Here is a 20,320-nt window from a genome sequence, read left to right on the forward strand (position 1 = left end):
TTACCAACAATGACAAAGGACGGCATCCATGGACGCCTGGTGGCATGAAGTGTGGCAAACCCTGCAGGCCGAATTCGCCGATATCGGCGACGCGAAGCAGCTCACCCAGATCACGGTGCGCCTGCTGATTGCCGCGATCCTGGGCGGCATCCTGGGGTTTGAACGCGAGAGCAAGGGCAAGGCCGCCGGGGTGCGCACGCATATGCTGGTGGCCTTGGGGGCGGCACTGTTCGTGATGGTGCCGCAGATGTCCGGTAATCAGGCGGATGCCATGAGCCGGGTGGTGCAGGGCGTGATTGCCGGGATCGGCTTCCTGGGCGCCGGTACCATCATCAAGGGCAAGGATGATGAAGAGGGCCATGTCAAAGGCCTGACCACCGCAGCCGGTTTGTGGATGACCGCTGCGATTGGGGTCTCGGCCGGGTTGGGCCGGGAATCGACAGCGGTACTGAGTACGTTGCTGGCCTTGGCGGTGTTCAGCGTGATGCCAAAAATCGTCAAGCGCTTTGAGAAGGACTGACGATCACCGGTGGCATGGTCGTCGGCGGTTCTTCAACCGGCGGCGGCTCATTCTCCGGCGGTTCCTTTTCCGGAATCGGTGCGGGCTCGGTGGGCGGCAGGGTGGGGTTGTCGATATTCGGGTCGGGTGTTTCAGCCGGGATCGGGATATTCATCGGTGTGGCCTCCTTTGTGCTTTGCTCTACCGGTGGACAGTGGGCCGGGCGAATTGATTCCCCGCTCAATGGCGACACATCCACCTGAACTTTTATCGACGGCACAGGTTCGGACCTATTACGGCCGTGCTCAGGGAGAGCTCGGCCGCCTGAAGAATTCGGATCAAGCAAAGAGCGTCCACAGGGCGTAAGGGGAAGATGCTCGATGACTGCTGAAACACAGGTTCCAGGCACGTCCATATTGCCGCTGTCCCAGGCGCTGTTGCTGCCCAGGATCGCCATCGAAAGCACCACTCCCGTGATTGACGGCGGCGAATTCGCCGTCAAGGCCGTGGTCGGCCAACGGGTCAACGTCACCAGCAAGGTGTTTGCCGACGGCCATGACAAGCTCGCCGTGCTGATCCGCTGGCGCCCGCTGCAGGATGAAAGCTGGCACAGCGTCGTGATGACCGATGTGGGCAACAATGGCTGGGAAGGCGCGTTTACCGTCACCCAGCAGGGCCCTCATGAATATTGCATTGAAGCCTGGATCGATACCTTCGCCAGCTTCTGCTACGAGTTGCGTAAGAAACACGAGGCCGGCGTACCGGTCAGCCTGGAATTGCAGGAAGGCCGCAGCCTGGTGCTGCAAGCCGCCGAACGCAGTGACAACGAGCTGCGCGATCGCCTGATGCTGCTGCACCATGAACTCTCTGGCCTGCTGGAAACCGAGCAGGTTGCGCAGTTCCTGCACGAAGACAGTGCACATTTGATGACGCAGGCCGATCACCGTGCCTATCTGAGCATCAGCACCGTTTACCCGATTGACGTTGAGCGTGAGGCTGCGCTGTTTGCCAGCTGGTACGAGTTGTTTCCACGTTCGATCACCGACGATCCTGCGCGCCACGGCACGTTTAATGACGTGCACTCGCGGTTGTCGATGATTCATGACATGGGCTTCGACGTTCTGTACTTCCCGCCGATCCACCCGATCGGGCGCAGCCATCGTAAAGGCCCGAACAATTCACTGACCGCCGGCCCCGATGATCCGGGCAGCCCCTACGCGATTGGCAGCGAGGACGGCGGCCATGAGGCCATCCACCCGCAGTTGGGCAGCCGCGATGACTTCCGCCGCCTGGTGCAGGCCGCCGCCGACCACGGCCTGGAAATCGCCCTGGACTTCGCCATCCAGTGCTCCCAGGACCATCCGTGGCTCAAGGAGCATCCGGGCTGGTTCAACTGGCGCCCCGACGGCACGATCAAGTACGCGGAAAACCCGCCGAAAAAGTACCAGGACATCGTCAACGTCGACTTTTATGCGGCGGACGCCATCCCGGGCCTGTGGACCGAGCTGCGCGACGTCGTGGTGGGTTGGGTGGAAGAGGGCGTGAAGACCTTTCGCGTCGATAACCCTCACACCAAGCCCCTGCCGTTCTGGCAATGGTTGATCAGCGATGTGCGGTCCAAATACCCCGAGGTGATCTTCCTCGCCGAGGCGTTTACCACGCCGGCGATGATGGCGCGCCTGGGCAAGGTCGGTTACTCCCAGAGCTACACCTATTTCACCTGGCGCAATACCAAGGCCGAGTTGAGCGAATACCTGACCCAGTTGAACCAGTCGCCTTGGCGCGAATGCTACCGGCCGAACTTCTTCGTCAACACGCCGGACATCAACCCGCCGTTCTTGCATGAATCCGGGCGCCCGGGCTTTTTGATCCGTGCCGCGTTGGCCACCATGGGCTCGGGCCTGTGGGGCATGTATTCGGGGTTCGAACTGTGCGAAGCGGCGCCGGTACCGGGCAAAGAGGAATACCTGAACTCGGAGAAGTACGAGATCCGTCCACGGGACTTCACCGCCCCCGGCAATATCATCGCCGAAATCGCTCAGCTCAACCGCATCCGCCGGCAAAACCCGGCGTTGCAGACGCACCTGGGGCTGAAGCTCTACAACGCCTGGAATGACAACATCCTGTATTTCGGCAAGCGCAGCGAGGATGGCAGCAACTTCATTCTGGTGGCGGTGAACCTTGATCCCTATAACGCCCAAGAGGCCAACTTCGAGCTGCCACTCTGGGAGCTGGGCCTGCCGGACGATGCCGAGACTCAGGGTGAAGACTTGATGAATGGCCATCGCTGGACCTGGTATGGCAAGCACCAGTGGACGCGTTTGGAGCCGCAGATGCCGTTTGGGATCTGGCGTATCACCACCCCTTAATCCCAGCGCGGTTCACGTATTCCAGGAGCTTCCAATGGCGAAGAAACCCAACGCTGCCACTTTTATCAAAGACCCGCTCTGGTACAAAGATGCGGTGATCTACCAAGTCCACGTCAAATCGTATTTCGATTCCAATAACGACGGTATCGGTGATTTTCCAGGCCTGATCGCCAAGCTCGACTACATCGCCGACCTGGGTGTGAACACCATCTGGTTGCTGCCGTTCTACCCCTCGCCACGCCGTGACGATGGCTACGACATCGCCGAGTACCGTGGCGTGCACAGCGACTACGGCACCATGGCCGATGCCAAGCGTTTTATTGCCGAGGCGCACAAGCGCGGGCTGCGGGTCATTACCGAGCTGGTGATCAATCACACCTCCGACCAGCATCCCTGGTTCCAGCGTGCGCGCAAGGCCAAGCCCGGCTCGGCGGCGCGGGACTTCTACGTGTGGTCGGATGACGACCAGAAATACGACGGCACCCGCATCATCTTCCTCGACACCGAGAAGTCCAACTGGACCTGGGACCCGGTTGCGGGCCAGTATTTCTGGCACCGCTTTTATTCCCACCAGCCCGATCTCAACTTCGATAACCCGCAGGTCATGAAAGCGGTGTTGTCGGTGATGCGCTACTGGCTGGACATGGGCATCGACGGCCTGCGCCTGGACGCCATCCCATACCTGATCGAACGCGATGGCACCAATAACGAAAACCTGCCTGAGACCCACGATGTGCTCAAGCAGATCCGCGCCGAGATCGACGCTCATTACCCGGACCGCATGCTGCTGGCCGAGGCCAATCAATGGCCGGAAGACACCCAGCTGTATTTCGGTGACAAAAAGGGCGACGACGGCGACGAATGCCACATGGCCTTCCATTTTCCGCTGATGCCGCGCATGTACATGGCGTTGGCGCAAGAAGACCGCTTCCCGATCACCGACATTCTGCGCCAGACCCCGGAGATTCCCGCCAATTGCCAGTGGGCGATCTTCCTGCGCAACCACGATGAACTGACCCTGGAAATGGTCACCGACAAAGAACGCGACTATTTGTGGAACTACTACGCCGCCGACCGTCGCGCGCGTATCAACCTCGGCATCCGCCGGCGCCTGGCGCCGTTGATGGAACGTGACCGCCGTCGTGTCGAACTGCTCAACAGCCTGCTGCTGTCGATGCCCGGTACACCGACCCTGTATTACGGCGATGAAATCGGCATGGGCGATAACATCTACCTGGGTGACCGCGATGGCGTGCGTACGCCGATGCAGTGGTCCATCGACCGCAACGGCGGTTTCTCCCGCGCCGACCCGGCCAGCCTGGTGCTGCCGCCGATCATGGACCCGCAATACGGCTACCAGTCGGTGAACGTCGAGACCCAGGCCCAGGACCCGCATTCGTTGCTGAACTGGACCCGGCGCATGCTGGCGGTGCGTAAGCAGTCCAAGGCGTTTGGCCGTGGCAGCCTGAAAATGCTCTCGCCGAGTAACCGGCGCATCCTCGCCTATACCCGCGAGTTCACCGGTGAAGACGGGCGCAACGAGATCATCCTCTGCGTGGCCAACGTGTCGCGCAGCGCCCAGGCGGCCGAACTGGACCTGTCGGCGTTTGCTGGCATGGTGCCGGTGGAGATGCTGGGCGGGAATGCCTTCCCACCCATCGGCCAACTCAATTTCCTGCTGACCCTGGCGCCTTACGGCTTCTATTGGTTTGTGTTGGCGCCGGAAAACCAGATGCCCAGCTGGCATGTGGAACCGGCCCAGAGCATGCCGGACTTCACCACGTTGGTATTGAAAAAACGCATGGAAGAACTGCTGGAAGAACCCTGCCGCGCCTCGCTGGAGCAAACAGCACTGCCGGCCTGGCTGCCCAAACGCCGCTGGTTCGCGGGCAAGGACACGGCGATCGACAGCGTGCGCATCGCCTATGGTGTGCGCTTTGGCGACCCGCAGCACCCGGTATTGCTCAGCGAGCTTGAGGTCAGTGCGGGTGGCCAAATCAGCCGCTACCAGCTGCCGTTCGGTTTCCTCGGTGAAGACCAGTTCACCAGCGCCTTGCCTCAGCAATTGGCCTTGGCCCGTGTACGCCGGGTGCGCCAGGTGGGTTTGGTGACCGATGCCTTCAGCCTCGAGCACTTTATCCGCGCCGTGATCCAGGGTTTGCAAGCGGGCACCGTGCTCGACTCAAGCGAAGGCGAGCTGCGCTTCACCGCTACGCCTCATCTGGCCAAGCTGCAACTGACGGATGAGTCCGAGGTGCGCTATTTGTCGGCCGAGCAGTCCAACAGTTCGGTAGTGGTGGGCGAGAGCCTGGTGCTCAAGCTGATCCGCAAAGTCGCCTCCGGCGTGCACCCTGAGTTGGAGATGAGTGCTTACCTGACCGAAGCCGGCTACCCGAACATCTCGCCGTTGTTGGGCTCGATGATTCGCCACGACGCCGAGGGCCAGGACAACCTGCTGATGATTGCCCAAGGCTACCTGAGTAACCAGGGCGACGCCTGGGGCTGGACTCAGAACAACCTGGAACGGGCGATTCGCGACGAGCTGGCCGAAGCCATCTCCGAGCAGGAACAGCACTACAACGCCCTGGGCGAGCTGGCGGATTTTGCCGGGTTGCTCGGCCAGCGCCTGGGCGAAATGCACGGGGTGCTCGGCGCGAAAACCACTAACAAGGACTTCAAGCCTGAAGTCACCACCGCCAAGGACACCCAGGCCTGGGCCAAGGATGTCGGCGCGCAGCTGGACCGTGCGTTGCACTTGCTCAACCTTCATCAAAACCAGTTGAACCCGGCGGATCAAGCGCTGGTCACTGAGTTGCTGGCGCAGAAAAAAGCCATCACCCGCCATGTGCAGGCGCTGGCGAAAGCCACCCTGGGTGGGTTGCGTATTCGGGTGCATGGTGACTTGCACCTGGGCCAGGTGCTGGTGGTGAAGGGCGATGCCTACCTGATCGACTTTGAAGGTGAGCCGGCGCGACCGCTGCACGAACGACGCGGTAAGCACAGCCCGTATAAAGATGTGAGCGGCGTGTTGCGCTCCTTCGATTACGCGGCGGCCATGGCTCTGAATGTACAAGGGGTGGATCACTCGCCCGAAGCGGACCAGGCGCGCAAACGTGTGACGGACCGTTACCTGAAAGAAGCACGCCAGGCCTTTATCCAGGCGTATCAGTCCGCTACGTCTACACTGGCGCATGACTGGCAGGATGCCAAAGGCCAGGACGCAGCGCTGACGTTGTTCAGCCTGGAGAAGGCCGCGTATGAAGTGGCTTACGAAGCGGAAAACCGCCCGACTTGGTTGCCGGTGCCCCTGCAAGGGTTGCACGGACTGTTGAGCGGGCTTGCACCTATATCGAACACTGCACGCGGTGGGGAGACGTCATGAGCTTTACAAATAAAGAACCGCTGCAAGCGAAGTTGACTGCATTGCCGGCGTCCAAGGACGTCGAAGCGCTGGTACGCGCCGAGCATCACGACCCGTTTTCGATTCTCGGGCCGCACGATGATGAGCACGGTGGCCAGTTTATCCGCGCCTTCCTGCCGGAGGCCTTGAGCGTCCACGTGCTGGCACGCGACAGCGGTGAACAGCTCGGCAGCCTGGACGCGAGCCAGGTGCCGGGGTTGTTCGTCGGCCAGTTCAAGACCCGCGAACCCTATTTGTTGAAGATCCAGTGGGCCGGCGGTGAGCAGATCACTGAAGACCCTTACAGCTTCCAGCAACTGTTGCTGGGGGAAATGGACCTGTACCTGTTCGGCGAAGGCAACCATCGTGACCTCAGCAGTTGCCTGGGTGCCCAGGTGACCAGCGTCGATGGCGTGCAGGGTGTGCGCTTTGCCGTGTGGGCGCCGAATGCGCGGCGGGTGTCGGTGGTGGGCGACTTCAATATCTGGGACGGCCGCCGTCACCCGATGCGCCTGCGTCATCCGTCCGGCGTGTGGGAGATCTTTATCCCACGCCTGCAACCGGGCGCGGCCTACAAGTACGAAATTCTCGGCGCCAATGGGATCCTGCCGCTCAAGGCCGACCCCATGGCGTTGGCCACCCAGTTGCCGCCGGACACCGCCTCGAAGGTGGCCGAACCGTTGCAAGTGGACTGGCAGGACCACGCCTGGATGCAGTCACGGGTCGACAAGCAAAAGCCCACGGCGCCGCTGTCGATCTACGAGCTGCATGTGGGCTCCTGGCAATGCGAGTTGGATGAAGCGGGCGAAGTGGCCCGCCAGTACAACTGGCGTGAGCTGGCTGAGCGCTTGGTTCCCTATGTGCAGCAACTGGGCTTCACCCACGTCGAGCTGATGCCGATCATGGAGCACCCGTTTGGCGGCTCCTGGGGCTACCAGGCACTGTCGCAATTCGCCCCGACGGCGCGGTTCGGCTCGCCGGAAGATTTCGCCTATTTCGTCGATGCCCTGCACCAGGCCGACATCGGTGTGATCCTCGACTGGGTGCCGGCGCATTTTCCCACCGATACCCACGGCCTCGCGCAATTCGACGGCACCGCGTTGTACGAATACGCCAACCCGCTGGAAGGCTTTCACCAGGATTGGGACACGCTGATCTACAACCTGGGCCGCACCGAAGTGCACGGCTACATGCTCGCTTCGGCGCTGCATTGGCTCAAGCACTTCCATATCGACGGGCTGCGTGTGGATGCCGTCGCGTCGATGCTCTACCGCGACTACTCGCGCAAGGCCGGCGAATGGGTGCCGAACCGTCATGGCGGTCGCGAGAACCTCGAAGCGATTGATTTCCTGCGCCACTTGAACGACGTGGTGGCCCTGGAAGCGCCCGGCGCACTGGTGATCGCGGAGGAATCCACGGCCTGGCCGGGTGTTAGCCAGCCCACCCAACAGGGCGGCCTGGGCTTCAACTACAAGTGGAACATGGGCTGGATGCACGATTCCCTGCACTACATCCAGCAGGACCCGGTGTACCGCGCCCATCACCACAACGAATTGAGCTTCGGCCTGGTGTATGCGTGGTCCGAGCGCTTTATCCTGCCGATTTCCCACGATGAAGTGGTGCACGGCAAGCACTCGCTGATCGACAAGATGCCCGGCGACCGCTGGCAGAAATTTGCCAACCTGCGCGCTTACCTGGCGTTCATGTGGATGCACCCCGGTAAGAAACTGCTGTTCATGGGCTGCGAATTCGGCCAGTGGCGCGAGTGGAACCACGACCAGCAACTGGACTGGTACCTGTTGCAGTACGCCGAACACAAAGGCGTGCAAAAGCTGGTCGGCGACTTGAACCGGCTGTACCGCGAAGAACCGGCCTTGCATGAGCAGGACGACGCGCCGCAGGGCTTCCAATGGCTGATCGGCGACGACGCAATCAACAGCGTCTATGCCTGGCTGCGCTGGAGCAAGGACGGTAAGCCGGTGCTGGTGGTCGCCAACTTCACCCCGGTGCCGCGTGAGGGTTACAAGGTCGGCGTGCCCTTTGCTGGGCGTTGGAGCGAAGTGATCAACAGTGACGCCGACATGTACGCAGGTTCCAATTACGGTAACGGAGGCGAGGTGTTTACCCAAGATGAACCGAACCATGGGCAAGCGGTGTCACTGGCGTTGAATCTGCCACCATTGGGGGTACTGATTCTGCGGCCGGAACCGCTTTAAAGGCTCTATCTTGCTGGATTCTGTTGTCCACGCTGGTGGCAGGGTGCCACAATGGCGCCTTTGTCGTGGCAGTCGAATCAGGCGGATTTCATGAATGGCCTTGGGCGTGGGCAGGACCAGGATTGCTTTATAGAGGAGCAGGTGCGGACTGACCGTTTGCACCAGCTGTTCCGGCAATCCTTTGCCGCGATATTCGGCAGTTACCTGGCCGCTCTCATGCTCTGCTGGCTGTGCTGGGACCGGTTTGACCATCAGGTCATCCTGGTCTGGCTGGGCGCGTTGGCGGTGTCCTCGCTGTTGCGCGTGAAGATGTTCATGGAGTGGTTTCGCTGCCCCAACGCCGAGCGCACGCCCGAGCGTTGGGAGCGACGTTACTGGCTGACGCTGATGCTGTCTGCCGGGATCTGGGGCGCCGGCGCCCTGGCGGTGATGCCCACCGATGACCGGCTGTCCCAGGCACTGGTGATGTTGTTCACCGTGGGCATGTCCGTCAGCGCCGTGTCCTGTTATTCGGCTTACCGCTACATGACCCTGGCCTCTATGGCCTTCGTGCTGCTGCCATGCACTTTGTGGCTGTTGTTCCAGCCGTCTTCCATGCAAGTCGGTGTGGCCATCGCGGTGCTGGTGTTTTCCACTTTTGTGATCAGCGCCACGCGCAAACTCTCGGATGCCTTGGAAAAGGCCTTCCGCCTGACCCGGCAAATGGAACGGGCCCACACTATTTCCACCCGCGCGGCCCAGACCGATGAACTCACCGGCCTGATGAACCGCCGTGCGTTTTTCGAACATGCCCAGGTGCTGTACGAGCAATGCCGCCACAACCGGCAACCGCTGTGCGCGCTGATGATGGACATGGATCACTTCAAGCAAATCAACGACACCTACGGCCACCAGGCCGGTGATCAGGTGCTGCGCCAGATTGGTGGGGTGATCAGTGCGTCGTTCCGTCAGGCCGATGTGTACGGACGCTTGGGCGGCGAGGAGTTTGCGGTACTGCTGCCCAATACGTCGTTGGACACCGCGCGCACTATCGCCGAGCAGTTGGTCAAGGCGATCTCGGGCCTGGCTTCCGAGCCGGTGCATGGGTTGAGCGCCAGCCTGGGCGTTGCGTCCACCCACACCCAGGACCAGGACCTGCACGGGCTGATGAACACCGCCGACAAAGCGCTGTACCGCGCCAAGGCCCAAGGCCGCAATCAGGTGGCAGTGGCGGAGTAGGGCTCAAAGCATCGCTTTGGCCAGGGCCCGCGCAACCTGATCGGCGGAGTAGGGCTTGGCGAGGAATTCGAACCCTTCGTAGCCGCTGTCGGCCAGCTCTTCGCTGTAGCCGGAGGTGAGCACCACCGGCAAGTCCGGGCGCCGTTGGCGCAGCACTTTGGCCATGGCCACGCCGGTCATGCCCGGCATCACCACGTCCGAAAAGATCCCGTCGAACGCCAGGGCATCCGCGCCGGCCAGCGTGAGTGCCTGCTCGGCATCGGTGGCCCAAGTGGTCTGGTAACCGAGGTCCTGAAGGATCTGGTTGGCAAAGCGGCCGACTTCGAGGTTGTCTTCCACGATCAGGATATGGCACTGCGCCGTATCATGGGTGGGCGACTGGCTTTCCGGAGTCGGGTCGGGCTGCGCCATCTGCTGCGCCACTTCGGGCAGGTACAGGGTGAACACGGTGCCTTCGCCAGGGCGGCTTGCGACGTCGACGTTACCCCCGGACTGCTTGGCAAACCCGAAGACCTGGGACAGCCCCAGCCCGGTGCCTTTGCCTACAGCCTTGGTGGTGAAGAAAGGCTCGAAAATGCGCTCGAAGGTATCAGAGGAAATACCTGTGCCGGTATCCGCCAGGGAAATGCTCACAAAGGGCTGGTGTGCCTCTTCATCGCCACGGATACGCGGCATCGAGTCCACATTCGCCACGCGTAAAGTCAGGGTGCCTTGCCCGTCCATCGCGTCGCGGGCATTCAGGGCGATGTTGATCAGTGCGGTCTCGAATTGGCTCGCGTCGACGCGCACGTGGCAAGGGCGCTCTGGCAACTGCACCTGCACATGGATGCGCGCACCGGTAACGCTTTCGAGCATCTCGCCGATGTTCTTGACCCGTTGGCCCGCATCGAAGACTTCCGGGTTGAGCGGTTGGCGCCGGGCGAAGGCGAGCAATTGGCTGGTGAGCTTGCTGGCGCGCTCCACCGTGTCGGACACCGCGCCCATGTAGCGCTGGCGCCGTTCCTCGGAGAGTCCGGGCTGACGTAGGAAGTCCACCGACGAACGAATGATGGTCAACAGGTTGTTGAAGTCATGGGCGACGCCGCCGGTCAATTGGCCGATGGCTTCGAGTTTCTGCGATTGGCGCAGCGCGGCTTCGGCCTGGGTGAGGGCGTTGGTGCGCTCTTGCACCCGCTGTTCCAAGGTGGCGTTGAGCTCGGTAAAGGCTGCCAGGCCTTCGCGCACAGCGACGTCGGCGCGCACCCGCTCGATATGGGCCCACGAGCGCTCGGTGACCTCGCCGACCAGTGCCAGGTCGTAGGGCGACCAGGCGCGGGCCGTTTTGTGGTGCACGGCCATCAGTGCGGTCAGGCGACCGTCCTTGATCAGCGGGAAGCACACGGTGGCGAGCGCGCCCAAGGCCTGATAACTGGCGGCGATTTCGGGAGCGAATTCGAATCGGTTGTCCTGGACCACCAGCGGCTCGCCCGCGCGCAGGCGCTGCACTGCCAATGCGCCGAATGACGCCAGGCTGTAGTGGCCCAGGATGCTCGGGGAGCCAGGCGCCGCCCAGTTGCCGCGAATGGTGAAGCCGTCTTCATTGGCATCCATGTCGGCATACGCACAGTTGGACACCTGCAGGTGCTCGGCCAGCAGGCGCGTGGTGGTGGACATGATACTTTCGGCGTCGGTGGCATTCGCCACGGCGCTGCCGACGGCATCCAACACCGCCAGGCGGCGGTTCAGGAAGACGGTGGTGGTGGTTTCGGTGACGGTATCCAACATCCCCACCACCTGGCCCTGAGGGTCGCGGATGGGGCTGTAGCAAAAAGTGAAATACGCCTGCTCCGGCCCGTCGCCACGCTCGATCATCAGCGGGAAGTTTTCAATAAAGGTCGCATGCCCGTTGAACGCCGCGTCGGCGATTGGGCGCACCTGCTCCCAGACTTCGCGCCAGGTTTCGCTGAACGGGCGCCCCAGGGCGTCGGGTTTGTTGCCCAGGATTGGAATAAACGCATCGTTGTAAAGGGTGGTCAGGCTCGGCCCCCAGATGATGGCCTGGGGGAAGCTCGACGCAAAGCACAGCGCCGCGGTGGTCTTGAGCACATCCGGCCACTCTTCCAGCGGTCCCAGCGGCGTACTCGCCCAATCATGCAGGCGGACCCGCTCAGCCATGTCGCTGCTACTTTGCAGCCAATTCATCATCGCAAGAACACCTTGTTTGCCACAGTCTGTCGAACGCCTGAGAGGGTCAGGTCAGCAATCAACAGACCGGCATGGCCGCTGCCAAGTTCAGCGGCATTATCCATGAGATGGCAAATTGATGCCTCCTCCGTTCGGATAGATCTGTGAGCGTGTTTATTGCGCGCCGAAAACCCCTGTCCAATAAATCCCGGCATCACTTTTCGGGTCCATGGCATACGCCGCACCCAGTTCGCGAAATTGCGGGTTCATCAGGTTGGCGCAATGGCCCGGACTGGCCAGCCAGCCGTCCACCACCTTGCGCGGCGTATCCAGGCCGGCGGCGATGTTTTCGCCAATATTCTTCGCGCTATACCCGGCCAGTTCGGCGCGGTCACCGGGGGTGCGCCCGTCGTGGTCGAGGTGGTCGAAGAAATTGCCGTTGGCCATGTTACGCGTGTGGCTGTTGGCGGCGTCGGCCAGGGCGTCATTCCAGGACAAGGGTGTGGTTGCGGTAAACGCCTGGGTGCCGCATTGGCGCGGTTGCGCACGCGCGGTGTTGATCAGGTTGAGCAGTTGTTTGCCTTCGGTCTGCCAATCGCCCAGGCCGCTGGTCAGCAGTGGGCGGGCAAGCACGATGCGCCAGTCCTGGCCACTGTTGCTTACGCCGATATCGACAAATTGCGGGTCCAACACCACCCGACAGAAGCTTTCGCGCACGGCCTTCATGGCTGACTGGGCATCCTTGGGCCCGGACAGGCTGATGGCCTGCACGTTGACCATCGGGTACGCGGCCCGGGCCAGCGCTTGCTGCAAATCGCCGACGTTGGTGGCCGGCAGCACCAGCCGCGTATCGCTGGCCAGCGGTGGCAGTTCCTGGGAACCCTGGTCGCCGCAGCGTTGTACCTGGCTGCGGTATTGGTTGATCTGTTGTACTAACTGACTCTCTTCATTCGCCATCGCGCTGGCGCAGAACACCGTACTGGCGGCCAGCGTCGTGAGACCCATCATCAATGACAGAACGCGCATGGACGTTACCCTTGAGCTTGAAAGTGCCCATGATGCGCGATGTAACCCGGTCTGGTGCAACGCCTTTTTTGTTTTTTTGCCTCAATGGGTGTTCTTGGCGGTATTAAAGGCGCTGGCGCGGCGCAATGCCATCACACTGGCCAGCAGGATCAAGCCCAGTGCCACGCTGAAGGTCACATGCAGGCCATGGGCCACGGCTTGCGGGAGCGCACGGGTGACATCCGGACTGGCCCACGCGAACACCGCCCCCAACGCTGAAGCACCGAGGATCAGGCCTAGATTGCGTGACAGGTTCAGCAGGCCCGACACCGTGCCGCGATGCGCCGCCTCTATATCGCTCATCACCACCGTGTTGTTGGCCGCCTGGAACAGGCTGTAGCCCGTCGTCAGAATGACCAGTGCGGCCAGATAGGCGATCAGTCCAGACGCCAGCGACAGCAGCAGCGCCCCACACCCCAGCACGCCCAGCCCGGCGAGTGTCATGCGCAGGCTGCCGAGGCGGTCGGTCAGGCGGCCGGCCGGGATGCCGGTGAGGGCCGCCACACAGGGTCCGACGGCCATGGCCAGGCCCATCCACTCCGGGGCCAGCCCCAGGCCCCTGGACAAATAAAAGGGCCCGACCACAAAGGTGGCCATGATCACAGCGGCCACCAAGGCACTCATGGCCAGGCTGCTGCGCAATGGCGCGTCCTTCAGTAAAGACCAGACACCAGAGGCCGCACCGGCGGGTGCCTGCGCACGATCAACCGGCAAACAGCGATAAGCGAGGGCGGCGGCCAGCAGCCCCAACGGCACCCCGACCAGGAAGATCGCGCGCCAACCCCACAGGCTCAGCAATACCCCGCCCAGGCTGGGACCCATGGCAGTGCCGACGGCCGACATCGTGCCCAGCCATCCCATGACCCGGCCGGTACGTTCCCGGGTGACGGTATCGCCCACCATTGCCAGGGCCATGGCCATCATCACTGCTGCGCCGAGGCCTTGCAGGACGCGCGCGGCAACCAGACCCTCCAGCGAGGGGGCCAGCCCGCACAGCCCGCACGCCACGGCGAAGAGCAGCAAGCCGGTGAGCAATCCGCGTCGACGGCCCCAGCGGTCACCCAGGCGCCCGGCGCTGACGATCACTGCCGTGATTGCCAGCAGATAGGCCAGCACCACCCACTGCACCGCGTGAAACGACGCATCAAACGCCTGCGCCAGGCTGGGCAGGCTGACATTGGCGATGCTGGTGCCGAGGGAGGCCAGCAACATGGACAGGGACAGGCTGACGAGGCTGCCGCGAGAAGAGGGGAGCATGGGTAATCCTTGAGCGAAGGCAACTGTCACAAATCTACGGCGTGACCTACCATGGCGGAAGACGCATGGGTTGCAGTTAATACCTGCATCTGACGCCTGATAAGGAGCACCGATGGCCGATTTAAATTTGCTGGTCACCCTGGATGTATTGCTCGCCGAAGGCAGTGTGGCCGGCGCGGCCAGACGCTTGCGCCTGAGCCCCTCGGCGATGAGCCGCGCTTTGGCGCGTTTACGCGAAACCACCGGCGACCCGTTGCTGGTGCGCGCCGGTCGCGGCCTGGTGCCTACGCCGAGGGCGGTGGAACTGCGCGAACAGGTCAGCCGCCTGGTGCAGGACGCCAGCGCCGTGTTGCGGCCCGTGCACACGCTGGACATGGCTCAGGTCGAGCGCACCTTTACCCTGCGTACCAGCGAAGAGTTCGTCGAAAATGTCGGTGCGGCGTTGTTGGCACGTACGGCGCGGGAAGCACCCGGTGTGCGCCTGCGCTTCATCCATAAAACCGACAAGGACAGTGCGCTGCTGCGTGACGGCAGCGTCGACCTGGAAACCGGCGTGGTTGACCCTGCGGCCAGCCCCGAAGTGCTGACCCAGGCGCTGTTCCGTGACCGTTTGGTTGGGGTGGTACGCAGCGGCCATGCGCTCAGCCAGGGCGACGTCAGCGCCCGGCGGTATGCCGAGGGCCAGCACGTCTACGTATCACGCCGTGGCCAGGACCGTGGCCAGATCGACGATGCGCTTGAGGCCCAGGGCCTGACGCGCCAGATCAGTACCATCGTCGCCGGGTTCGCCACCGCCATTGCCATGGCCCGCGACACCGACCTGATCGCCAGCGTGCCTGAACGCTACACCTTCCATCAACGGGAAGGCCTGCATCGCTTTGAGCTGCCGGTGGCGCTGCCGACCTTCACCGTCGCGATGCTGTGGCACCCCAGGCTCGATGCCGACCTGGCCCATCGCTGGTTGCGCGGGTGTTTGCGCGAGGTGTGTGCCGAGCAGGTACAATCCGCGCTGCCTTGATGCTTAACCCCAGGAATCTGCATGTTCAGCCTTACCCGCTACACCACACCGTGCCCGGAGCCTATCAATGCTCAGATCCTGCAGATGGTGGTGGACAACCTCACCGACATCAGCAGCGTGGCGCTGCCGCCGAGTAACCTGCTGTACAACATCTACCAGTACGCGATTGGCTTTGAGGTGCATCTGTACCTGGAAGCGCTGGACGGTTCAAAGGGCATTGCCGTCGAGTTGGTCGTGGCCACCGATCCGCAAGACCCGCAGAAGGTGATGGGCTTTGTGCTGTACCTGCCGGTGAAGGAGGCTCCCGAGGCCTGCGGAATCGCTTTCATGGCGGTGCAAGTCGGCTATCGGCGCCAGGGCGTGGCTCGCGGGATGATGCGCGACGTGCTGAGCCGTCATCCCCATGCGGAACTGGCCTGCTCCATAGAGAAGGTGCCAGCGTTTGAAAGCATGGGCTTTCGGGTACGTGGCGCACGTGAGACTCAAGTGCTGATGAATACGCGGGACTACGGCACCGACGGCCTGATGGGCGTGCTGGATGTGGCGGCGATCTATCGCTCGCTGGAGGTGCGGCAGATTCATACCTACCTGCTGCAAAAGCACGGCAAGCGCGCGATGGTGGATGCCGAGAAGCAGCGTGACCGCCACCTGGATCAACTGGCACGTAAGGTCCAGGCATTTATTACTCGCGGTGAACACGGCCGCGATTGACCATCGCCAGGATAGTCGCCAGCAATTCCTGCTGCGCTTCTTCACGGCTGATCTCGCCACTGAACGCCGCCTGGGACAGCGCTTCCGCAGCGCCCAGCATCGCCCTTAAGCCAGCCTTGGACACGTGGCCGAAGGGCGATAGCGCGTCGCGACACTTATCGAGGAAGATCGCCTCGTAGTGGCGCTTGAGGGTTTCCAGCTCCGGCGAGCTGCTCAAGGCTGCAATCACCCCCGGGATTTCCCGGCCCTGCAACAACACGCACTCTACATAGGACGCGGCGATCACCCCGGCGCGATCCTCAAGGGTGGCGCTGCTGGCCTCTATGGCGTCGACAAACACTTGGTTCTGACGCGCATCGAAATCCTCATACAACGCGACCAGCAACCCCGCACGGGTGACGAAATGGTCGTAGACCACCGGCTTGGTCACGCCCGCCAGTTCCGCCAGGCGTCCGAGCGTCAGTGCTTCGGTGCCTTCATCGCGCACCAGTTGCCAGGCCACATCGAGTAATTGACGCAGGCGTTCTTCACGGGACAGGCGCCGACGTGGGGCAGGGGATTCGCTGCTTGACATGCTTATATACCAAAAGTAACTTACTAATCGTAACTTAAGCCCAGCGTAACCCCAAAGGGAGTCCTTGTCATGCACGCACTTATCGTTGTTGCACATCACGACCCGCAATCCCTCACCCACAGCGTGGCTGCGCAGGTGGCCGCCGGGCTCACTGCCGCTGGCCACACTGTTGAAATCGCCGACCTTGCCGCCGAAGGTTTTGACCCGCGCTACACCGCCGCCGACCATGCGGTTCACCGAACCCGCTCCACGCCACCCGCCGACGTGCGGGCCGAACAGGCCCGCATCGACCGTGCCGACGCCCTGGTGCTGGCGTTCCCGATTTACTGGTGGTCATTGCCGGGCCTGCTCAAAGGCTGGATCGACCGCGTATTCATCAACGGCTGGGCCATCGAATACGGCCCCGATACGCCGGTGGTGAAAAAGCTGCGGCACCTGAACGTGCATCTGCTGGCCTTGGGCGCAGCGGATGACGATGCGTTTGATCGACACGGCTACGCCCAGGCGATGCGCACGCAGATCGACTACGGGATCTTCGATTACTGTGGCGCGCAGGTGCTGACCTCGGCGCTGTTGCTCGACTCGGAAAGCGGCGGGGCGCAGGCGCATTTGGAGAAGGCGTGGGCCGTGGGGCAGGGTTTGTTCGACGTCGAGACAGTCGCCGGTTGATTCAACCTTCGCGAATCCAGCAGACGGGCAGTGAAGAGGGTGTGGCGGGCATGGAACTTGGAACGATTGGACGATCACTCATGGTGTTCACACACACTTGAGATAAAGTTAATGACGTCAATTTCTTCTGCACCTGGAACCGCGTTCATTGCCCCCACCATCGATACGTCTTACGGAAAGCCCACGCAAGATCAAGTGAGGCAAGATCAACAAAACGATGCGAAAAAAAACCATCCCTTTCCGAACGTCTCGCCTGAACAACTGCAGACCTTGAACAGCGAGCAACTGCAGAGGCTCAACAAATTTCCCGATATGAGCTATCAAGACGTAAGGGGTGGGCATGGAACGGAATTTGCCAATGGTTTCGTCTGGTAACGGGTTTAGCTACGACAGACGCTGTGCCTGCGGCAACTGGGTGCTGACGCGTTTAAAGAACTGACTACTGTCCAAACAGGTCATGTGCATCAAGCAACCGATAAGCAACCTCCGGCCGTTTTTCCATACCTTTACGGATTGCGGCCGGAATCGACAACCGAGTCTTGCGACACAAGCCTGGCAGTTTGTCGATCACAATCTGAATCCCACGCATGCTTTTGACTTCAGTGTGGCCGGGTGCGACATGTACGCGGATACCCAGTTGCAGGTACATCAAGCGCTGCATGTGTTCCAGGTCTTCCAGGCTTTGAAGGTTTTCCAGGCGCTCCAGCAGCTTCTTCTCTTCCTGGCGAGTCAGCCGCAGGATGCGTTGGTCTGCCGAGGGGGTGCCAAGCAGTTGTTCGCGCTCGCAGTCACATAACGCAGGTGGGCAGGGTTGGCGAATTGTCATGATCACTCCCTCCCCACACCGTTGCCGACAGATTAGTAGGTCAGTTGAACGCCCAGGCTACCCAGGGCATTCCAGTATTCAGGATAGGTCTTGCCCACGCAGTCGGGGTCCTGGATCTTGACCCCTGACACTTTCAAGCCCGCCAGCGCAAAGCACATGGCGATGCGGTGGTCGGCGTGGGTGTCGATCAGCGCGGTGCAGGAAGTGCCGGCCAGGGCCGGGTCGCTGGCCACCAGCAGGTCATCGCCCTCGATGGTCGCCAGGCCCGGACGGATTTCGTTCAGGCCATCATGCAGCGCCTGGACGCGGTCACATTCCTTGACGCGCAGGTTGGCCAGCTCAGTGAAGCGCACCGGGGTGTTGTTGAACGCAGCCAGCACCGCCAGGGTCGGGATAGCGTCCTGCATCTGCGAGCCAACCACCGTGGCTTGCATGTTCGGGAACTGCGCGATCACGGCCTGGGCCTTGGCGTCCGGCTGGGTGAAATCCTGCGCGGCCACGCCGATGTCGATACGGCCACCGGTCAGCACTTCTGCGGCCCACAGGTAAGTGGCGGCGGAGGCGTCAGGTTCGATCAGGTAATCATGGGCGGTGTAGCCGCCAGGGGCGACGCGCCAGGTGGTGTCGTTGACGGCTTCAACCTGGGCTCCGAAGGCACGCATGCAGTCCAGGGTCAGATCCACGTAGCCACGGGCGCCGATGTCCTTGCCGGTCAGCGCCACTTCAATCGGCGCTTCGCCGCAGGCTGCGAGTATCAGCAGGGCCGATACGTATTGGCTGGACAGGCCGCCGTCGATCTCGAAGCGCTTGGCCTTGATCTTGCCCACGCCGTGCACGGTGACCGGTGGGCAACCGGTGGGGCTGTCGACCTGGATACCGTTCTGGCCGAGGGTCTCCAGCAGCGGGCCGATTGGGCGTTTTTGCATGTAGTCATCGCCGTCGAGCACCACGGTGCCTTCAACGGTGGCCACGGCGGCGGTGAGGAAGCGCATGGCGGTGCCGGCGTTGCCGAGGAACAGGGGCTGCGGCGGCAGTTGCAGTTTGCCTTGGCCGGTGACGACGAAGGTGGTGTCGTCTGGTTCGTCGATGGTGACGCCCATTTGGCGCAGGGCCACTGACATGTGGCGGGTGTCGTCGCTCTTGAGGGCGCCGCTGAGGCGGCTGGTGCCCTTGGCCAGGGCGGCCAGCAGCAGGGCGCGGTTGGTGATGGATTTGGAGCCGGGGGGGGCAACCTTGCCGTTGAGGGGGGCGTTGGGCGGTGTAACGGTCACGGTTTTCTGCGAACTCAAGGTACAAGGCTCCTGATTCAAGGCAAGGTGGGATGGAGTGGCCGACGGGCGGATTTGAATGATCGGGTATAGGTGTGGTGCTTGTCGAGCTTGCGATGGCGGTGGTGCGGTGTGCCTATCCGTTATTTGGGGGGGCCGCCCCCAAATCCCCGTCGAATCCCGGCCAGCGTGTTTGACGGGGCGCTTGAGATCAAGATCTACAGCACGTATCGCTTTGCCAACCAATAATCATGCAACGCCCGCGCTGCCGGTTCGATTTCACTGACGCGTTGCTGGTGTGCTTGTACGTCCAGGTCGGCGGGCAGTTCGAAGTTGTCTTGTTCGGCGCACCAGGAGATTTTTTCCAGCAGGGCGGCCTGTTCTGCCGGCAGTTCCGGCCAGTTGCCGATGGCGGCGCCGCGGATGTAGCCGAAGCACCATTCTTCGGCGAGGGTGACGTTCTGGCCCTGGTGTTCGGTTTCGTCGAAGCGGGCCTTGAAGCCTTGCGCGTCGGTGGCCAGTTGGCTGGCCAGGGTGTTGATGTGGCGCACGCACAGTTCGAGGAAGCTTTGCGCTTCGTCCATGTTGTCCCACTCGGGGTTTTGCCCGCCCCAGATCGCCGGGAACCACTCTGCCACATCCACTTGGACCGGGCTGGAGACCAGCGCGGTGAAGTAGCCGTCGAGTTCGGCCAGGTTCAGGACCGAATGGTCGTCGCCGTACTTAAGCAGGGTGTCTTCGATGAATTCGAAGTCGGCGGCGGTCAGGGGGTGGGCGTGCATGGGCATATCCTTTAAACGTCGAGCGCCGCAGGTGAGGCGGCTTAAAGCGCGAAGGATGGCGTGTGTGCAGGGTTTTATCCAGCGCTTTGCAGGGTTTTTACCTGCGCGGCTGGCACAGCTTGCTCACGCAGACCGAACCGACCACGGCGAGGATGATCGCCAGCAGTGCGCCATTGGCCAGGTCGATAACGGTGCGCCCACAACATTTCATTACGTTTGCCCGTCCTGTTTTTGGCTGATGCGTCGTGGTGCACCCTTGTTATAGTTCGGGCCTCATCACTCGCC

At 62.1% G+C, this 20,320-nt stretch carries 17 protein-coding genes; 9 read left to right on the forward strand and 8 right to left on the reverse strand.

Features of this window, described 5'->3' with window-relative positions; all coding sequences use genetic code 11:
• Window positions 1-28: 28 nt before the first annotated feature.
• The gene (locus QCBJ_RS07195; protein WP_012723945.1) at window positions 29-520 is read left to right on the forward strand and encodes an MgtC/SapB family protein; all 492 of its coding nucleotides are present in this window, start codon (window positions 29-31) and stop codon (window positions 518-520) included.
• Here QCBJ_RS07195 and QCBJ_RS30180 read toward each other — a convergent pair.
• The gene (locus tag QCBJ_RS30180) at window positions 498-674 is read right to left on the reverse strand and encodes a hypothetical protein (protein WP_163825743.1); all 177 of its coding nucleotides are present in this window, start codon (window positions 672-674) and stop codon (window positions 498-500) included. The two genes, QCBJ_RS07195 and QCBJ_RS30180, sit on opposite strands and share 23 nt — an antisense overlap.
• Before the next feature lie 205 nt (window positions 675-879).
• On the opposite strand from QCBJ_RS30180, the gene QCBJ_RS07200 reads away from it, so the two are divergent.
• From QCBJ_RS07200 to QCBJ_RS07215, 4 genes are read left to right on the forward strand one after another with little or no spacing between them, the layout of a single operon-like run.
• Entirely contained in the window at window positions 880-2,868 is a 1,989-nt protein-coding gene (locus QCBJ_RS07200; protein WP_012723947.1) for an alpha-1,4-glucan--maltose-1-phosphate maltosyltransferase, read from the forward strand.
• A gap of 34 nt (window positions 2,869-2,902) precedes the next feature.
• Window positions 2,903-6,250, forward strand: a complete 3,348-nt coding sequence (treS, locus tag QCBJ_RS07205; RefSeq protein WP_102060411.1) for a maltose alpha-D-glucosyltransferase — start codon at window positions 2,903-2,905, stop codon at window positions 6,248-6,250.
• Complete coding sequence (gene glgB / locus QCBJ_RS07210; protein WP_012723949.1) at window positions 6,247-8,484, forward strand: 1,4-alpha-glucan branching protein GlgB; 2,238 nt, start codon at window positions 6,247-6,249, stop codon at window positions 8,482-8,484. Before treS ends, glgB begins: the two co-directional genes overlap by 4 nt.
• Window positions 8,485-8,535: 51 nt before the next feature.
• A complete protein-coding gene (locus tag QCBJ_RS07215; protein ID WP_102060412.1) occupies window positions 8,536-9,702 on the forward strand; it encodes a diguanylate cyclase in 1,167 nt (388 codons plus the stop codon).
• 3 nt (window positions 9,703-9,705) lie between these two features.
• Here the strand turns inward: QCBJ_RS07215 and QCBJ_RS07220 are convergent, their stop codons facing one another.
• The 3 genes from QCBJ_RS07220 to QCBJ_RS07230 form a co-directional block, all read right to left on the reverse strand.
• Window positions 9,706-11,886, reverse strand: a complete 2,181-nt coding sequence (locus QCBJ_RS07220; protein ID WP_102060413.1) for a GAF domain-containing protein — start codon at window positions 11,884-11,886, stop codon at window positions 9,706-9,708.
• Window positions 11,887-12,039: 153 nt separating this feature from the next.
• A complete protein-coding gene (locus QCBJ_RS07225; RefSeq protein WP_046033815.1) occupies window positions 12,040-12,891 on the reverse strand; it encodes a CAP domain-containing protein in 852 nt (283 codons plus the stop codon).
• A gap of 81 nt (window positions 12,892-12,972) precedes the next feature.
• Entirely contained in the window at window positions 12,973-14,187 is a 1,215-nt protein-coding gene (locus QCBJ_RS07230; RefSeq protein ID WP_102060414.1) for an MFS transporter, read from the reverse strand.
• A gap of 112 nt (window positions 14,188-14,299) precedes the next feature.
• On the opposite strand from QCBJ_RS07230, the gene QCBJ_RS07235 reads away from it, so the two are divergent.
• Window positions 14,300-15,205, forward strand: coding sequence for a LysR family transcriptional regulator (locus QCBJ_RS07235; RefSeq protein WP_102060415.1), 906 nt, complete (start codon window positions 14,300-14,302; stop codon window positions 15,203-15,205).
• A gap of 21 nt (window positions 15,206-15,226) precedes the next feature.
• Window positions 15,227-15,916, forward strand: a complete 690-nt coding sequence (locus tag QCBJ_RS07240) for a GNAT family N-acetyltransferase (protein ID WP_093545432.1) — start codon at window positions 15,227-15,229, stop codon at window positions 15,914-15,916.
• Here the strand turns inward: QCBJ_RS07240 and QCBJ_RS07245 are convergent.
• Window positions 15,888-16,490: a TetR/AcrR family transcriptional regulator gene (locus tag QCBJ_RS07245; RefSeq protein WP_012723956.1), complete on the reverse strand. Its 603-nt coding sequence runs from the start codon at window positions 16,488-16,490 to the stop codon at window positions 15,888-15,890. The genes QCBJ_RS07240 and QCBJ_RS07245 overlap by 29 nt on opposite strands.
• Window positions 16,491-16,559: 69 nt before the next feature.
• Here QCBJ_RS07245 and QCBJ_RS07250 point away from each other — a divergent pair, with 69 nt between their 5' ends.
• Window positions 16,560-17,159, forward strand: a complete 600-nt coding sequence (locus QCBJ_RS07250) for an NAD(P)H-dependent oxidoreductase (protein WP_102060416.1) — start codon at window positions 16,560-16,562, stop codon at window positions 17,157-17,159.
• A 111-nt stretch (window positions 17,160-17,270) separates the two neighbouring features.
• Window positions 17,271-17,534 (forward strand): hypothetical protein, encoded by a 264-nt coding sequence (locus QCBJ_RS07255; RefSeq protein WP_102060417.1) that lies wholly within the window; start codon window positions 17,271-17,273, stop codon window positions 17,532-17,534.
• A 64-nt stretch (window positions 17,535-17,598) separates the two neighbouring features.
• Here QCBJ_RS07255 and QCBJ_RS07260 read toward each other — a convergent pair whose 3' ends face one another.
• The 3 genes from QCBJ_RS07260 to QCBJ_RS07270 all read right to left on the reverse strand — a co-directional run bounded on the left by QCBJ_RS07260 (window position 17,599) and on the right by QCBJ_RS07270 (window position 20,035).
• Window positions 17,599-17,985 carry a hypothetical protein gene (locus QCBJ_RS07260; protein ID WP_043205271.1) on the reverse strand — a complete coding sequence of 129 codons (387 nt, stop codon included), beginning with the start codon at window positions 17,983-17,985 and terminating at the stop codon, window positions 17,599-17,601.
• A 32-nt stretch (window positions 17,986-18,017) separates the two neighbouring features.
• Window positions 18,018-19,274: a 3-phosphoshikimate 1-carboxyvinyltransferase gene (locus QCBJ_RS07265; RefSeq protein WP_102060418.1), complete on the reverse strand. Its 1,257-nt coding sequence runs from the start codon at window positions 19,272-19,274 to the stop codon at window positions 18,018-18,020.
• 197 nt (window positions 19,275-19,471) lie between these two features.
• On the reverse strand, window positions 19,472-20,035 hold the full coding sequence (locus QCBJ_RS07270) for a YecA family protein (RefSeq protein ID WP_043205273.1): 564 nt from the start codon (window positions 20,033-20,035) through the stop codon (window positions 19,472-19,474).
• Window positions 20,036-20,320 lie beyond the last annotated feature (285 nt).

Source organism: Pseudomonas sp. QC2 (assembly GCF_002859085.1).
Classification (GTDB): Bacteria; Pseudomonadota; Gammaproteobacteria; order Pseudomonadales; family Pseudomonadaceae; genus Aquipseudomonas; species Aquipseudomonas petroselini.

Excerpts from the sequence above, each read along its gene's own strand:
- QCBJ_RS07245 (WP_012723956.1), bottom strand. The coding sequence starts at position 16,490 with ATGTCAAGCAGCGAATCCCCTGCCCCACGTCGGCGCCTGTCCCGTGAA.
- treS (WP_102060411.1), top strand. The coding sequence starts at position 2,903 with ATGGCGAAGAAACCCAACGCTGCCACTTTTATCAAAGACCCGCTCTGG.
- QCBJ_RS30180 (WP_163825743.1), bottom strand. The coding sequence starts at position 674 with ATGAATATCCCGATCCCGGCTGAAACACCCGACCCGAATATCGACAAC.
- QCBJ_RS07230 (WP_102060414.1), bottom strand. The coding sequence starts at position 14,187 with ATGCTCCCCTCTTCTCGCGGCAGCCTCGTCAGCCTGTCCCTGTCCATG.
- glgB (WP_012723949.1), top strand. The coding sequence starts at position 6,247 with ATGAGCTTTACAAATAAAGAACCGCTGCAAGCGAAGTTGACTGCATTG.
- QCBJ_RS07270 (WP_043205273.1), bottom strand. The coding sequence starts at position 20,035 with ATGCACGCCCACCCCCTGACCGCCGCCGACTTCGAATTCATCGAAGAC.
- QCBJ_RS07235 (WP_102060415.1), top strand. The coding sequence starts at position 14,300 with ATGGCCGATTTAAATTTGCTGGTCACCCTGGATGTATTGCTCGCCGAA.
- QCBJ_RS07255 (WP_102060417.1), top strand. The coding sequence starts at position 17,271 with ATGACGTCAATTTCTTCTGCACCTGGAACCGCGTTCATTGCCCCCACC.
- QCBJ_RS07260 (WP_043205271.1), bottom strand. The coding sequence starts at position 17,985 with ATGACAATTCGCCAACCCTGCCCACCTGCGTTATGTGACTGCGAGCGC.
- QCBJ_RS07225 (WP_046033815.1), bottom strand. The coding sequence starts at position 12,891 with ATGCGCGTTCTGTCATTGATGATGGGTCTCACGACGCTGGCCGCCAGT.
- QCBJ_RS07200 (WP_012723947.1), top strand. The coding sequence starts at position 880 with ATGACTGCTGAAACACAGGTTCCAGGCACGTCCATATTGCCGCTGTCC.
- QCBJ_RS07195 (WP_012723945.1), top strand. The coding sequence starts at position 29 with ATGGACGCCTGGTGGCATGAAGTGTGGCAAACCCTGCAGGCCGAATTC.
- QCBJ_RS07250 (WP_102060416.1), top strand. The coding sequence starts at position 16,560 with ATGCACGCACTTATCGTTGTTGCACATCACGACCCGCAATCCCTCACC.
- QCBJ_RS07240 (WP_093545432.1), top strand. The coding sequence starts at position 15,227 with ATGTTCAGCCTTACCCGCTACACCACACCGTGCCCGGAGCCTATCAAT.
- QCBJ_RS07215 (WP_102060412.1), top strand. The coding sequence starts at position 8,536 with ATGGCGCCTTTGTCGTGGCAGTCGAATCAGGCGGATTTCATGAATGGC.
- QCBJ_RS07220 (WP_102060413.1), bottom strand. The coding sequence starts at position 11,886 with ATGATGAATTGGCTGCAAAGTAGCAGCGACATGGCTGAGCGGGTCCGC.